The sequence below is a fragment of the Microbulbifer sp. VAAF005 genome (assembly GCF_030012985.1).
Lineage (GTDB): Bacteria > Pseudomonadota > Gammaproteobacteria > Pseudomonadales > Cellvibrionaceae > Microbulbifer.
On record NZ_CP120233.1, the window covers coordinates 2357453 to 2372900 of the forward strand.

The 15448-nt window shown below is 49.5% G+C and carries 9 protein-coding genes and 1 pseudogene; 6 read left to right on the plus strand and 4 right to left on the minus strand.

All coding sequences use genetic code 11. The features are described from left to right. Window positions 1-75 precede the first annotated feature (75 nt). The 3 genes from P0078_RS10400 to P0078_RS10410 all read right to left on the minus strand — a co-directional run bounded on the left by P0078_RS10400 (window position 76) and on the right by P0078_RS10410 (window position 5478). Window positions 76-3225 (minus strand): efflux RND transporter permease subunit, encoded by a 3150-nt coding sequence (locus tag P0078_RS10400; protein WP_282934307.1) that lies wholly within the window; start codon window positions 3223-3225, stop codon window positions 76-78. After that, window positions 3222-4385: an efflux RND transporter periplasmic adaptor subunit gene (locus P0078_RS10405; protein WP_282934308.1), complete on the minus strand. Its 1164-nt coding sequence runs from the start codon at window positions 4383-4385 to the stop codon at window positions 3222-3224. The genes P0078_RS10400 and P0078_RS10405 overlap by 4 nt, the downstream gene beginning before the upstream one ends. Window positions 4386-4767: 382 nt before the next feature. Then, window positions 4768-5478, minus strand: coding sequence for a Crp/Fnr family transcriptional regulator (locus tag P0078_RS10410; protein WP_282934309.1), 711 nt, complete (start codon window positions 5476-5478; stop codon window positions 4768-4770). 345 nt (window positions 5479-5823) lie between these two features. On the opposite strand from P0078_RS10410, the gene P0078_RS10415 reads away from it, so the two are divergent. From P0078_RS10415 to P0078_RS10440, 6 genes and pseudogenes are all read left to right on the plus strand, one after another. Further along, entirely contained in the window at window positions 5824-7044 is a 1221-nt protein-coding gene (locus P0078_RS10415; RefSeq protein WP_282934310.1) for a TonB family protein, read from the plus strand. 293 nt (window positions 7045-7337) lie between these two features. Further along, window positions 7338-8422: pseudogene (locus P0078_RS24575) on the plus strand (M13 family metallopeptidase); the annotation flags it as partial. Window positions 8423-8656: 234 nt separating this feature from the next. Next, the gene (locus tag P0078_RS24580) at window positions 8657-9253 is read left to right on the plus strand and encodes a M13-type metalloendopeptidase (protein ID WP_353057070.1); all 597 of its coding nucleotides are present in this window, start codon (window positions 8657-8659) and stop codon (window positions 9251-9253) included. A gap of 170 nt (window positions 9254-9423) precedes the next feature. Next, complete coding sequence (locus tag P0078_RS10430; protein ID WP_282934313.1) at window positions 9424-11310, plus strand: MFS transporter; 1887 nt, start codon at window positions 9424-9426, stop codon at window positions 11308-11310. A gap of 174 nt (window positions 11311-11484) precedes the next feature. Further along, window positions 11485-12108 (plus strand): MFS transporter, encoded by a 624-nt coding sequence (locus P0078_RS10435; RefSeq protein ID WP_282934314.1) that lies wholly within the window; start codon window positions 11485-11487, stop codon window positions 12106-12108. Then, window positions 12105-13307 (plus strand): acyl-[ACP]--phospholipid O-acyltransferase, encoded by a 1203-nt coding sequence (locus P0078_RS10440; protein ID WP_282934315.1) that lies wholly within the window; start codon window positions 12105-12107, stop codon window positions 13305-13307. The genes P0078_RS10435 and P0078_RS10440 overlap by 4 nt, the downstream gene beginning before the upstream one ends. A 78-nt stretch (window positions 13308-13385) precedes the next feature. Here P0078_RS10440 and P0078_RS10445 read toward each other — a convergent pair whose 3' ends face one another. Further along, a complete protein-coding gene (locus P0078_RS10445) occupies window positions 13386-15317 on the minus strand; it encodes a cytochrome c/FTR1 family iron permease (protein ID WP_282934316.1) in 1932 nt (643 codons plus the stop codon). Window positions 15318-15448 lie beyond the last annotated feature (131 nt).

A 15448-nucleotide genomic window follows, 5' to 3' on the forward strand; every position in this document is an offset into this window, starting at 1 on the left:
CGCTATAAAAACGGGGGCCTAAGCCCCCGAATTTTGTGATCACTAATTATGATTACAGTACTTATATAACCGTCACTAACTTGCTACCGACTCAATAACCCCCTCTGGATTACCCCTCTTCTTGGAGCGGCCCGGTAGTACTAACATAATGGGTGTGACCAATAACGTCAGCAAAGTGGAAAAGGTAAGCCCGTAAACAATTGCACTGGCTAGCTTCACCCAAAAAGAGGCTATCACTCCGTCGACAACAATATTGCGTCCGACCATATCCACACTGACGCCTAGCGCCAGGGGCAACAACCCGAGGATAGTTGTTGCCGTTGTCAAAAAGACCGGTCTCAACCTCTGTGTCGATGCCTTTACTGCTGCTTCCGTTGGCGTGAGGCTCGGCTCATTCATACGCACGAAATTATAGGTATCTATCAGTACAATATTATTGTTCACCACGATTCCAGCCAGCGCCACAATACCCACCCCAGTCATAATCACACTGAAGGTGCTTTGTGTTATTAGCAGACCAAGCATCACCCCCAAAGTGGACATAATCACAGATGAAAGTACCAATAAAGACTGATAGAAACTGTTGAACTGTGTTACCAACAGGATAAACATTAAAAACAGAGCCAGGAGGAAGGCTATGCCGAGGAATTGAAAAGACTCATTCTGCTCCTCATCCGCCCCACGGAATAGCAGCTCAACCCGGTTATCCACCGGATTAGTCTGCAACCACTTCCTTATTTCCTTCACTTTGTCATCCGGCAGAATCCCCTCTTGCGCATCAGCCTTAATTTGCATGCGAGTAATTCCGTCGATTCGCTCAATCTTATCGACCTTGGGCATGGCTTCCGTATGTACGAAACTGCTAATCGGAACGGTACCCTGCACGGTATTAACTTTTAGCTGATCGAGCGCGGCTATGCCTCTGGCACTTCTGGGGTACCTGATACGTATATCTACTTCTTCATCCGTATCATCGGGTCGATATTCTGCAACCCGGACGCCATTGGTAACCAACTGCACCGCCCTACCAACTTCAGTTAGATCGGCACCATATAGAGCAGCCTTCGCTCGATCGACTTTCACTTCCCACTCGATACCTGGTAGTGGCGCGGTGTTTACAATATCTCGCAACCCGCCAATTTCCTCCATTGCACGGTGCAGCCGCCAGGTTTCCAGCAGTAGCTGCTCATAGTTCTGACTGCGCAACTCCAGAACAATATCCTTGCCTACCGGCGGTCCTCCCTCCATTACATTTGCGGTTACTTTAATTCCAGCAAAATCTGAGGTGCGGGAACGGATATCAGCAAAAATGTCGCGGCTCCGCCGCTCGCGTTCCTCTGCGGGATAAAGCTCCACTAACATATTGGCGATTTGATCTGGGGAACGATCAGAATTTCCAGAAATTCCGCCAGAACCAATAGTAGTGTGAGCTATTCGGACCTCAGGCACACTAAGCACGGCTCTTTCCACTTGCACCACCAGGGCTTTTTTCTCCTCCATGGACAAATTGCCCTGGGCCCTAATTTCTACATTGCCATATTGCTCTTCTGTATCCGTGAAAAATTCAACACCCGCACCAAAATTGACAAAGCCAATAAAGATGGCAACCAGAATGGCAATAGTGGTTAAGAACCCTCCCAGGGGGCGCTGAAGAACCTTCTCAAGAATACGCGCATACCAGCCGGTAATTCCAGGCAGGGCTCGAGGTAAGCCATCCTCTAACTGGCTCAGGTAGTTACGAGTTGAGGCATCCATTGCGCTTTTGCCAAACAGTGAACCCAGCACAGGAGCAAAAAACAGGGCGTACAAGAGTGACCCCGCCAATACTGCAAACACTGTAACGGGCAGGTAACGCATGAAGTCTCCCACCACTCCAGGCCACAGCATGATCGGCAAAAATGCCGCAAGGGTAGTCGCCGTTGAGGCAACTACCGGCCAGAACATCCGGCTGACTGATGCAATATAGGACTCCCTTGCTGACAAGCCTTCAGCCATTTTCCGATCGGCAAACTCGGTAATCACAATGGAGCCATCAATTAACATACCGAGGGCCAGCAACATTCCGAACATCACCATAAAGTTAAACGAATAACCCAGATACCAGGTGATGATGGAACCAAACAGCAAAGAGAAGGGCACTCCCAGCCCCACCAGAATTCCCGAGCGAAAGCCGAGCGCGGCAACGACAATAATCATTACCAGTAGCATCGCGGTCAGGATGTTTCCCTGCATCTCACTGACCATATCCCGTGCGAAATCAGATTGGTCAAAAACAAACTCAACCATAATTCCCTGTGGCAAAACACCAAATTCAGCCTGAACAACTTCCCGGACTCGATCTGCGACATCGACAGAACTGGCATCGTTGCGCTTTTCAACATTAATAGCGAGCCCCGGGCGACCATTGATACTGGTGTAGCTCACTGCATCCTTGAAGGTTCTGCGAATATCTGTAACAGCACCCAAGGTCACAACCCCATCGCGTGACTTCTTGAGCGGAATTTCATAAACATCCTGAGCGGTCTCAATCAACCCAGGGACTTTCACTGAAAAACGGCCCCGATTGGTTTCCAGCTCCCCTGCAGGAATTAACAGATTGTTCCCCAATACCGCGTTGATTAACTCCGCACTGGTGATTTGATAGTGCTCCAGTCGCACCGGATCAATCACTGCCTCAACGACCTCCTCCCTATTACCATGGAGATCTGCGCCGAGCACCTCAGGGATACTCTCTATCTTCCGCTTAAGCAATTCAGCTGAGCGCAGCAAAACCCGTTCATTCACTTGCTCGCCGGATAGGGTAACGACGATGGTGGGGAAAGGTTGAGCGGATACTTCCTCCACAGTGGGTTCGTCGGCATCCCGGGGCAGCTCAGCCCTGGCCCGCTCTACAGCATTGCGAATATCATCGACGGCATCATCTACACCAATGGCAGAATCAAATTCAATCACGATATATGCAAGGGATTCCCGGGCGACAGCAATCACCTCGACAACCCCTTCCACCGCACGAATTTCCTTCTCCAGAGGGCGGACCAGCAGGCGTACACCATCCTCTGGGGAAATTCCCTCGTGAGTGACCTGTACAATTACAAATGGGGGGTTCACCTCAGGGCTTGATTCAATTGTCATCGCTGCCCGAGCAACTATGCCAATTAAAACAATCAGCAGCATCAGGCATATTGTGCTGCGATTTCTCTGAATAGCGCTTTCCAACAGCTTCATCGCGAATCCCCCTTGGGAATCACTGAAGTTTCGGATACCGGAGTCACCTCAGCGGAATCTACTGGGGAAGCTTCCTTCGCTTGGTTCTCCCGGGAAAACTCTTCCCCAGTTTTCAGTATTTCCGCACGAACCAAATCTCCCGTAGTGACATATTCTTGTCCCACAGTAATCAGAGTGACTGTGTCGGGCAGTCCAGAAACCCAGACGCCGCCATCACCATCCCCAACCAATGAAACATTGATAAATTGCACTTGGTTTTTATCATTAAGAGTCCGCACCCCCAATTCACCGCTATCATCCAGCGTGAGTAGAGAGGCATTAATATGGTGGGCCGTAATTTCACCGGTCGGGAGGACCAGCTGACCACTCAAACCTCCGGGAAGTTGATTACCTGGATTATCTACTGCTACCTCCACTCGGTAAGCCCGAGTAATTTCCTGCGCCTGTTGACTGATATAACGGAGGTATCCGTCTACTAACAGCCCTCTTTGTAATTGGGCTCTGGCCGGCCCTCCCTCAACAAGGCTCCCCACTTGATCCTCTGAAACTTCGCCAACAATTAAGATGGGATCCAAGTCAAGAATGGTCGCGCATTCCTCTCCCCGGCGAATAAAATCTCCCAGCTCCACCGCTCGGCTATTCACTACTCCAGCAAATGGTGCACGACTTTGCAGTTTCTCTACCGTCACTTTGGCACGTGTGTACTCCGCCTTGGTTCGGGCAAGCTCAACTTGCTGCTGGGCCATTGCTGTATCCGACTGCAATCCTTTTTTCTTAAGTTTCTCAGCACCGGCAAAGTCTATTTCTGCTTTACGTTTTGCCGCTTCAGCTAATGCCAGTTGCTCAATACGATCTTCAGCCTCGATTTCACAAATGACATCCCCTTGTCTAACTGTCTGCCCTTCCGCAACTGGAAGTGCAGCAATAATGCCATCCAGTTCAGCGCGCAAACGTACATGCCGGTTAGCCTCAGTGCGCCCATTCACTAGTATCTGAGTGGCGTATGGGCTGGACTCAATGATTTGGGCTTGAATTCGCAATTCAGGCTCTGGCTTCTTGGCAGTTACCTCTTTAGATTCTGACTGCTCATCCTCTGCATCGGAGAATAACTGCCCACTCAGCAGCCATAAAATAGCGATCACCGAAACAATAATTGCCATCCGGTAATTGCGCCTTGACCAGATTGATGCCAATACATTCATAACTTACTAAACCTGTTGGGCAATGATGCGCCATCGCAAAAGGGGTCTTAAATCCAATCGAAGGGATCTGCGATAACAACTGAAGCGAAGCGATTTTTACACAATCACAGCGACATATAAAAAGCTCCGCTGTGTCCTACTCGAATTCTGTCAATAAATACGTGGTTAATGTCGGGCAAATGAAATATACGAGTGATCTACAAATTTAGACTGGAATCAGCAGATAGTCCCCCCTAAAGAAAGGTGTACACATGTGCCAATAAAAATAAGTACAAAGAGGAGGGAGAGCAGTCAGGAGCGAGGGAATAATTCTCCCGCCCTTGGTTTGAACGGGAAATCTCTACGACAGCATAGATTCCAGAAATCCAAGCATGTCGGATTCATCATCAACCAGCTCACCAGAACCAAACTCCGCATTCCAGTCGAGCAGAATTTGAGCCAAAGCTTTCGCCTGTTCTGCTAAGGCAATTAACTCTTCCCGGCTATTTTTTGGTCCTGTATAAAGTTTCAGCTTTCTATGGCTATTCGCCAACTGATGCCCCGGATACTTGGACCTATAGACCTCCAGTTTCCAACGCAATGAATGCACCATATTGCGATAGAAAACCAGTTTTGCTGGCAACTGTAAAAGTGATAAGTCTTCCAGGTCACCAAACAGTGTACAATCAACGCCCAGAACCTGAGTATCCTGGCTATTATTCGCGGCAAATACATCGGCACTACGGGGCTCCGCTAATAGCATCGACAAATCACCAAACAACTCTCCCGGGCGTATGACCGCCAAAGGACGCTCATTTCCCGATGCCTCCTCAGCTGAGGGACTATTCACCTTCACATGTAACTCGCCGCGTAACAAAAAGTAGACCCATTGATCCACATCCCCCGCACGCAGCAGCTGTTCACCCGACTGAAGACTGACCAACCGGGAGCGCTTTAGCAATACATCGTATTGCCACTCACTTGAGGCACGAATATCCCGAAATAGGTGAATGACATTGAGAAGACGATCCACAGCATCCCGTGGATACTCACTAAGAGGTTTAATTTCCATGCACAATTCAAATTTAGTGAAAACTATTCCATTTTCGAGCAAAGAGTGACCTCAGCCACTCTGCAAAGCGCCATTCTAAACGATATCGACCTATCACACCTGTTTATAGGTGTGATAATCGTTTCTTTACAGCCCCATTATCTTGGGCGAATGAGGACAGTCTGTCCCTATCAGGGTTGAACTCAGTTCCAGTTACAGTAGAGTTAAGCGCAGTGGGTAGCACATTGTACTCCCACAAGCTTTGGGCGCGCACTTTTTAATCTGACTTGTGTGCATTGGGGTTGGGGCCCCTGAATTCTTACATAGCGGAACATTTTGCTCTTGCTACTGAGACACCGTAGAACAATGAAATCGATAAAAATTGTCCTCTCTCTTTGGGTGGTTACATTTGCTCTGGCCGCAAAAGCAGCACCACTTTTAAATGGTCTAGCACTAGAAAAGCAGTTTAATAAAGATATTTATATCGCTGCAATTTACTCTGAAAGCCTGACCCGAGACTCCACTACATTACTCGATAACAACATTCCTCGGCGCTTGGAGGTTCGTGTTATCACCAAAAGTCTGCCGGCGCGGCGACTCCGCAATCAATGGATGGAAGCCATTGCCATTAACAACCGGGGCGATACGCTCAGCGGTCAGGCAGAAAACATGGTGACCTTTGCCAATCTGTTTAACGGGCGCTTTGCTCACGGTGATCAATTGAGTATCGAGTTCGCCGCCGATACCGGCTCGACAACAATCTCCCTTAACAGTATTCGCCTTGGAGAGATTGCTGACCCGGATTTCTTCAATACCTTGCTTCGAGCCTGGATTGGTCCTGTCCCCCCATCCACCGACTTCAAAGATGGATTGCTATCAGCAGGCCAAGTCTCGGGCAATCTGGTAACCACTTTCGAGTCCCTCGCCCCGACAAGTGAGCGAGTTGCAGAATTACAGCTCAAGAAAATAAGCCGAGAGGAAGCCGAAACCGCAGCAGTCGAGGAAGCTCCAGCTGAAACCTCAGTACCGAAACCTGCTATTCAAATAGCCGATCTGCCCCCTCCTACGCTAGCCCTTGCGGCAACCGCCCCTGCGGCTGCAGTGCCATCTGGTACAGGAAGTCCTGAAGGGGCAAATGAGCAGAATCCACAACTGGAGGAAGTTGCTCCCACACAGGCTGAGGATGAAGTTGAACTGATTACCCTACCCCCTGAAGGTGGCCCGGCATTAGCTGCCGATACAGAAGATATGATGGAAGATGAGGAAGAAGCTCCACTGACAGCTGATATGATCCTAGCACGTCAAATCTATCATTCCAGCTTACTGCGCCACACCTTCCGTTACATTCGCTACCCCAAAAGGGCCCAAGAACGAGGCCAGGAAGGTAGTGTTCGCTTAAATGTGACGATCGGCTCCCAGGGACAGTTGATAGATATCCAACCGATCCAGGAGTCCCGCTTCTCCAGTCTCAACCGAGAAGCCCAAGCTGCCGTTCGCCGAGCGGAGCCTTACCCTGGTGTACCTATGCAATTAGGTGCTGATAGCTACAATTTTTCAATTCCTATCACATTCCGCTTACCAGACTAGTAAGACACCTAAACTCCAAGCTCTGCTCAACAGGGCTTGGAGAGTTCAACTCACTTCAACACCCCCTATCCCCCGCTAGGCGCAGCCCCCTTGCCCAGGCTCCCCCTGCTTTTAGTATGCTCTACGGACATTCAGCCAAAAGAGCAAAGATGAAAAAATTACTATTACCACTCGCTATCGCTGGTACCCTGATCGGAGTCCAGGCTCCCCTCTTCGCAGTCGCTCATGACCACACTAACAGTAAAGCTTCCATTGAACAGGTAAAGCTCTCCTCAGGTATTGACCTAAATGCCATGGATACCAGTGTGCGTCCCCAGGACGACTTCTTTGCTTATGTAAATGGCACTTGGCTGAAGAATACTGAGATCCCTGCGGACAAGTCCCGCTGGGGGGATTCTCTATTCTGAGAGATCAAAGTACCGAGCAAGTCAAAGCTCTGATTATGGAAACCAGCCAAGGAGCCAAGGACCCCGATGCCAAGCAAATCGGAGATCTCTACAACAGCTTTATGAATAAAAAGCTGATCGAGAAAAAAGGCCTTTCCGCTGTATCCGGCGAACTCGCCAAAGTCGATGCAATTAAAAACCGCAAGGATCTTACCGATTTCTTCGCCTATGCGGATACCGTCGGCTACGATGTACCATTTGGTGGAAGTATCTGGCAGGATCTGAAACAAGTAGAAAACTACATGACCTTTCTGTGGCAGGCAGGCCTTGGACTCCCTGATCGCGACTATTACTTCGAGGACACTGAGAAGAGTAAGAAACTCCGCGAAGCCTATGTAACCTACCTCACTGATCTTCAAGATCTCGCAGGACTTAAAGAAGCTGACGACTTTGCCAACAAGATCTTCAAACTTGAGGAAAGCTTGGCAAAACACCATCGCAGCCGCGTTGATAACCGAGACCCGGAAAAGTATTACAACAAGAAAACTGTTGCTGAACTTAAAGAGCTAATGCCCGTTGTAAATTGGGACAGCTACCTGGCCAAAGCTCAATTGAAGAAGGCGGATAGTTTTATTGTCGGCCAGCCTGAGTACCTGGAAGCGGCCAATGAGATTATTGCCAATACTGAACTGGCAACCTGGAAGCGCTATCTGAAAGTTAAAGTACTCAATGCAATGGCGCCCTACATGCATGACGAAATCGCACAACTGCGCTTTAACTTCTATGGCACCACTGTTCACGGTATCGAACAGATGGAACCCCGCTGGAAACGCGGCGTGCAATTCGTCAATGGCTCTGTAGGCGAGCTGGTCGGTAAGCGCTATGTAGAAAAACACTTCCCGCCCGAAGCTAAAGAGCGCATGATCGTACTGGTTGACAATCTCAAAGCCGCATATCGCGATTCTATCGAATCCCTCGATTGGATGGGTAAGGATACAAAAAAGCAGGCTCTATTTAAGCTTAACAATTTCACCACCAAAATTGGTTACCCGGATAAATGGCGTGATTATAGTGATTTAACTGTTAGCACCGACGACCTGGTTAGTAATGTACTCGCAGCCAAACTGTTTGAATCCTCTTATGAGCGTAATAAGTTAGGCAAACCTATCGACCGCGGCGAGTGGAGTATGAGCCCACAAACAGTGAACGCTTACTATAACCCAGCCATGAATGAAATTGTGTTTCCCGCAGCCATTCTACAACCACCATTCTTCAATATGAGTGCAGACGATGCAGTCAACTACGGCGGTATCGGCGGTGTGATCGGCCACGAGATTGGGCACGGGTTCGATGATAAAGGCAGTAAATTTGATGGGCGCGGCTATCTCAACAATTGGTGGACCGACTCCGATCGTGACAATTTTGAGCAGCTGACCAGCAAGCTCGTATCTCAGTACAACGCCTACGAGCCGCTTGAGGGTGAGCACATCAACGGCGAGCTGACCCTGGGCGAGAATATTGGCGATTTATCAGGCCTGGGAATTGCCTATAAAGCTTATAAAATGTCTTTAGATGGAGAAGAAGCACCTGTTATTGACGGCTTTACTGGCGATCAAAGGGTATTTATGGGCTGGGCTCAGGTGTGGCGCAGCAAGATGCGCGATAAAGCCCTCAGTGGCCGTTTGAAGGTAGATAGCCACTCCCCCGCTGAATATCGTGTGAAAGGCGTACTGCCAAATATCGATGCTTTCTACGAAGCATTCGATATTAAGGAAGGCGATGGTATGTACCTGCCTGAAGAGGAAAGGGTAACTGTCTGGTAAATCGGTGCCCTCACCTGGCCGCCCATGCGGCCAGGTTTCCCCTCGAACAATTCTACCTCTCCCTCAACAACCCCTAATCTATCGTACCAATGTACCCACTATCACGGGGGATACCTCCCGTCGGCAGTATGACTTACCATTAGCTCACTTAAATAAGAAGAGAGTTGCCAATGGCTAACCAGTCTCAGTTTCATCTTCTCACTAGCCGCCGCTTTTTGCCGTTCTTCTGCACCCAATTCCTGGGCGCCTTCAATGACAATGTCTATAAAAATGCCCTAATTGTCATGATCGCCTTTCGCCTGGTGGAAAGTGAAGCGAACGCACTAATTAATCTGGCTGCTGGTTTGTTTATTCTTCCCTTTTTCTTATTTTCTGCCTCCGCCGGTCAGATCGCAGACAAATACGACAAGGGGAGGTTGATACGCTGGATTAAGCTAGGGGAGATCGGTATCGGTGCACTGGGCGTTTTCGCCCTTTTTAGCGGAAGCAACGCACTCTGTTTAACTGTGCTCTTTCTCCTGGGCATACAGTCCGCCTTTTTTGGCCCGGTGAAGTACGCGATTATCCCTCAACACTTGAAGCGTTCCGAACTGATAGGGGGCAATGCTCTGGTGGAAATGGGGACATTTGTGGCCATTTTGACGGGAACAATTGTCGGTAGCCTACTTGCGGGCCTCTCAGGCCAAGGTCAGCAGGGAATCCTTTACTTAGGCCTGGTAATTATGGGCGCAGCTACCCTGGGATATCTGGCCAGCCGCTCAATCCCCACAGCGCCAGCCCCCACACCCAATCTCAAAATAAACCCTAACCCCATTACTCAAACCCATAAAATACTCCGTGCCAGCGCGAATACTCCCTCAATTTTCTACTCCATTATTGGAATATCTTGGTTTTGGTTAATGGGGGCCGCGTATCTGACACAAATTCCCAGTTTTACCAAGAATGTCCTAGGTGGCAGTGAATCAGTGGTTACATTGCTGCTCTGCAGTTTTACCATTGGTATTGCCATTGGGTCTTTAATCTGCGAGCGCCTATCCAGTGGATTTATTGAACTTGGCTTAGTGCCTGTTGGCGCGGCTGGCCTAACCATAAGTGGCATTGCTCTGGGTATTGTCGGGGGGAACTTCACCGAACTCCACGAAGCCAGCTTTACCGCATTTCTAGGTACTGACGGTGCATTCTCTATTCTCAGTTGCCTGGTGCTACTGGGCATATTTGGTGGCCTCTACATAGTCCCTCTCTACACCATGATTCAGGACCGTTCTGATCCGGCAATTCGTGCACAAATTATCTCTGTAAACAATATATTGAACGCCCTCTTTATGGTGGTTTCGGCTCTGCTTGGAATTATGTTCCTCAATATATTGGGCGCGACCATTCCACAGTTCTTTCTTGTTATTGCACTTATGAATGCAGCTGTCGCCATCTTTGTGTTCGCCAAAGTGCCAGAATTTGCTATGCGATTTTTGATCTGGGCCCTTTCCCACACTATGTATCGGGTAAAGCACCAGGGACTTGAACAGATACCTGCAGAGGGACCAGCCTTAATCGCTTGTAATCATGTGAGTTATGTCGACGCACTACTACTCGCTGGTGCTGTCCGCCGCCCTATCCGCTTTATTATGTATAAGCCGATCTATGAAATCCCAATTTTGCACTTCGTCTTCAAAACAGGCAGGGCAATTCCAATTTGCTCCAAGCAGAAAGACCCTGAAGGGTATGAACAGGCTTTTCAAGCCATTGAGGAAGGGCTAAAAGATGGAGATCTTCTCTGTATATTCCCCGAAGGCCAGTTGACTAAAGACGGAGAACTACAGCCATTTAAAGCCGGCATAGAAAAAATTCTGGAGAGAACCCCCGTCCCTGTAATTCCTATGGCCCTCCAAGGTCTCTGGGGAAGCTTTTTCAGCCATAAAGACGGCCATGCTTTCACTACATTGCCCAAGCGCTTTTGGTCGCGGGTGAGCGTCGTTGCCGGCAGGCCTGTCGAAGCAGCCGGTGCCAAGGCAGAGGCTCTATACCGCCAGGTGCTGGGCTTGCGCGGAGAGAAACGCTAGCCGCCCCTTTTTCTTGACCAACAAGGGTATGTGCCTACTTCACTGGTAGGCACATAAATTCTTCTCCTGCCCCACAACGCCAGCCCCCTCCTTAAATCATTCCGATCACCTATTCTGATAGCGAGAATAGAAATACATAGCTGCTAAGGGCGGCATAGGGACGAAGGCCTAACCATGGCGCAAAGCAACCAGTTCAAGCTCCTCGCCAGTCGCCGCTTTATGCCACTGTTTCTCTCACTATTAGGTAGTGTTTTTAACGACAATCTATTCAAAAACTCCCTGCTAGTCTTACTGGCATTTCATTTAGCCAAAGCAGAAGCCAATACACTGATTAACCTCGCCAGTAGCCTCTATTTCATACCGTATTTTCTATTTTCACTCACCGCTGGACAATTGGCTGATAAGTATGAAAAGGGTCGGGTCATCAGAATTATTAAAGCCATCGAAATACTAATCGGTGTCCTCGGGGCCGTTGCACTACTCACTGACAACCAAGTTTTAAGTTTTATCGTATTAATACTTTTTGCCACCCACACAGCTTTCTTTAGCCCTGTCAGATATGCCATCTTACCGCAGCACCTAAAACAGTCAGAATTGCTTGGAGGCAATGGCTTAGCCCAGGTTGCATCCTTTTCCGGAGTGCTTATTGGAACAATTGTCGGCACCCTTCTCGCCGGTGATGTGGGCCAGGGAAAACCAGGGCTTTTATATCTGAGCCTGGTGATGGTCACTGTCGCTGTACTTGGCTATCTCGCCAGTAGGGCAATCCCCCCGCTCCTTCCTCAGCCCCCAATTTGAAAATAGATTGGAACCCCATCAGCCAAACCCTGAGAATTATGCGGGAAGTGATTAAAACACCCACAGTTTTTTACGCAATTATTGCAAACTCCTGGTTCTGGTTATTTAGCACGGCATATCTAACCCAGGTTCCCAGTTTTGTAAGAAATGTGCTTGGCGCCAGTGAACCAATAATCACGATACTACTCTGCTGCCTAACTGTTGGCGTTGCTGTAGGCTCACTAATGTGTGAAAGCTTGTCTCGCGGGCGTATTGAACTGGGCTTGGTGGCAGCCGGCGGGCTGGGAATGACTGTGGCGGGACTTTGGTTGGGCATCCTATCGGGAAACTATCAGATGCTCTCCAACGCATCCCTTAGCCAATTTCTACAGAGTGACGGTGGACTGAGCATCTTATTTATCACGACTTTTATCGGCGTTGCCGCTGGTATTTTTATCGTACCGCTATACGCCATTATTCAGGAAAGGACAGCAGAACAAATTCGCGCGCAGGTTATCTCTGTCAATAATGTCCTTAATGCCGTATTTGTAGTCATTATTTCTTTTTCTATTATTGGGTTACTCGGGCCTGCGGGAATGACAATTCCCCAAATATTTTCTCTGCTGGCCGTACTAAATTTCGCCCTTTTAGTACTCCTACTTTTTCGAATGCCGGTAATGTTATTCGATACCCTTACTTGGCTAACCTATATCCTGCCCAGGCGCACAAAATATGAGAGACTTGAGCAAATCCCCACCGAAGGCTCAGCACTTCTACTTGCCCGTTACTCTAACCTGCTAACACCATTTATTATTAGCGGAGCAACACAACGCAAGATTCGCTTTATCCCCAGCGACGCCATTATTAACAGCCCAAGGCTTCATGCACTTTTACGAAAAAGTGACTATTTCCCAAAAAACTACTATGAAAACGAAGCTTCAGAACTCAAGAGAAAGCACATTGCCATTCAAGAAGCGGAGGCCAACAGGGATCTTCTGTGTATTTTGATTGAAGAAAGCAACAGGAAAGAGATTGCGGAGCTAGTCACGCTACTCAAGGAGAGTTTTCAAGGCACATCATTGCCTCTTATCCCGGTATCACTCCAAAGTTCGTTTGGCCATAAACGAAACCTGAAGAGAATAGTGCAGGTTGGCAGCTCAATACCGCTTGCAGAAATTTCTCCAGAACGGCTATCCGATATCCTCAAGGGTGGCGAATAAAGAGGAGAAAAAAGGGATAAACAGGAGGCAGGCTATCAAAAATAGGGTACCCACAAGTTGCGAGTACCCGAAGTCCGCTTAGGCCGCTTTCGCAGAACTGGAATCTGAGCGGTTGCCTTTCAGCAACAACCACAGAGCAGCAACCAGTATCGCCCCCTGAACACCAACGCCTTGCCAAGTTGGGTTAATGCCCAGCCAGTCAAAACTGAGGTTTACCGGCAGCGGAGAAATTGCAATCCACGCCGCTTCTTGCAGTGCGGAGACTGCCTTGCCGGCAAGTACGAATGATAATAAAAGCAGCAAATAGGTCGTCATAGAGAAGAACTTGCCAATAGGCAGACGCACGGAGAAGCGCACAAAAGTAACACCCAATACAACCAGCAATACCGCACCAGCAGCGAGGCCACCCCACAGGGCGCTGTACTGGCTGGAAGCAGTTTGTACCAGTAAAGCTTGGTAGAAGAGGATGGTTTCAAAGATTTCGCGATATACGGCGACAAATGAGAGCCCGGTGATGCCCCACAGGGCGCCAGCGCTAAGGCTGCGGTTGATGCTGTTCTGGATATATTGCTGCCACTGATCGGCCTGTGTTTTACTGTGCATCCAGAAACCTACATAGAAAAGCACAATAGCAGCTAGAAGCGCTGCGACTCCTTCCATAACCTCCCGGCTGGCGCCACTGATGGAAACCAAACTCTGCGCGGCAATCCAAGTAACAACACCTGTGACCGCGGCGCTGATCCAACCGAAGTGTACAAATTTCAACGCATCGCGGCGACCGGTTTTGACCAGGATGGTTGTCAGTGCAATCACAACCAGCAGCGCCTCGAGGCCTTCGCGCAAAAGAATCAGCAAGCTTTCAATGAACAGTATACCCGCAGAGAGAGTTGTCTCCTGCATTAAAGATTCGGCGCGCCCGAGTTGCTCAAGAATTACCTGTACCTGAGCCCCGACTTGCTCGGGGTTACTATCGGCATTCAGTTGACTGCGCAGCCCCAGCAGCTCCCGCTCAGTGGCTTTACGCAGATCGGCATCGAGGGAATCCAGAGAACTCTCCGCCATCTCAAAACCGTCCAGGTAGGCACTAATAGCTAGGGTGCGGGCGTGATCGTAGTTACCTTCCTGGTAGGCCACCAGGGACTTTTCCAGTTGCGCACGGGCTATCTCAATCGGCTGGGTGCCGAGGCTCTCTTCACCAGCAAAGAAGGGTGTGGGGTCGGCACGCAGGGAGCCAACTGCCGCGCCGGACAGTTCCGGGCGATCACTCTGCAGCACATTGGGGCTGTACATCACTATATCCTGCAAGCTCGGCTCAGCGCCTTCGCCCTCCCCCACTTCACCTTGGAAAGCCAGGCCGCCAACATAAAATGCCAGGGACCAGCGCTGCTGCTCATTCAGGTTTTTGAAGGCGGTCATTGCAGTGCCATCGATACCGTTACTGATAGCATCGTAAAGGCCCAACAGGGAGCGATTTTCAGCGCGCTCCAACTCGTAGAAGTTTGTAGGCGCCGGCTCCAACTGTGCCGCTAAGGGGCCATCCCCTCTACCCTCAATACCATGGCAGGTAACACACTGCGCCTGGTAGATAGCGCGACTCTCATCCACATTCAGCAATGCAGTGGGCAAAGATAGCTCGGGGGCGATAGATAGTAGCCCCTGACGCAACTTGGCGGTATGCGCTTGCACTTCCTGCACATTGGCCTTGCGGAGAATCGCCGCTTGCAACGCATCCGCCTCGGTGCGGATCATCGCCGCTTCGGGCGACTCTTGCAGTTGTGCGCCGCGATCGATCAGTACCGAGGCGAACTCCTGCATCTCTGCAAACTCATCGTCACTAATGATCTCCCCGTCTGCCACCGCTTCCGGGTAATCCACACCGATGTACTCTGCCATCTGCATCAGCTGGCGCAATTCCTGCTCTGAAAGACCGGAGGCCTGGGCTTGGACGGGTAGAACCGTAATGGCCAGTAGCGCCACTAGCAGGCGGGCCAAGTGTAAGGTGAGGCGCATGGAGAATCCTTTACTGTTATTGCAAAAGGGTTTTATCAATCTGGCGCATAATATAATTGGTAATCATTCTCACAATAAAGCCTGCAAAAGGGCTACTCCCAAATAAAGCGGTTGCAAAAAAGATTGTGCAC

Bases quoted from the DNA above. Each gene is read 5' to 3' on its own strand.
- P0078_RS10435 (WP_282934314.1), top strand. From the start codon at position 11,485: ATGGCGCAAAGCAACCAGTTCAAGCTCCTCGCCAGTCGCCGCTTTATG.
- P0078_RS10405 (WP_282934308.1), bottom strand. From the start codon at position 4,385: ATGGCAATTATTGTTTCGGTGATCGCTATTTTATGGCTGCTGAGTGGG.
- P0078_RS10400 (WP_282934307.1), bottom strand. From the start codon at position 3,225: ATGAAGCTGTTGGAAAGCGCTATTCAGAGAAATCGCAGCACAATATGC.
- P0078_RS10415 (WP_282934310.1), top strand. From the start codon at position 5,824: ATGAAATCGATAAAAATTGTCCTCTCTCTTTGGGTGGTTACATTTGCT.
- P0078_RS10445 (WP_282934316.1), bottom strand. From the start codon at position 15,317: ATGCGCCTCACCTTACACTTGGCCCGCCTGCTAGTGGCGCTACTGGCC.
- P0078_RS10410 (WP_282934309.1), bottom strand. From the start codon at position 5,478: ATGGAAATTAAACCTCTTAGTGAGTATCCACGGGATGCTGTGGATCGT.
- P0078_RS10430 (WP_282934313.1), top strand. From the start codon at position 9,424: ATGGCTAACCAGTCTCAGTTTCATCTTCTCACTAGCCGCCGCTTTTTG.
- P0078_RS24580 (WP_353057070.1), top strand. From the start codon at position 8,657: ATGAATGAAATTGTGTTTCCCGCAGCCATTCTACAACCACCATTCTTC.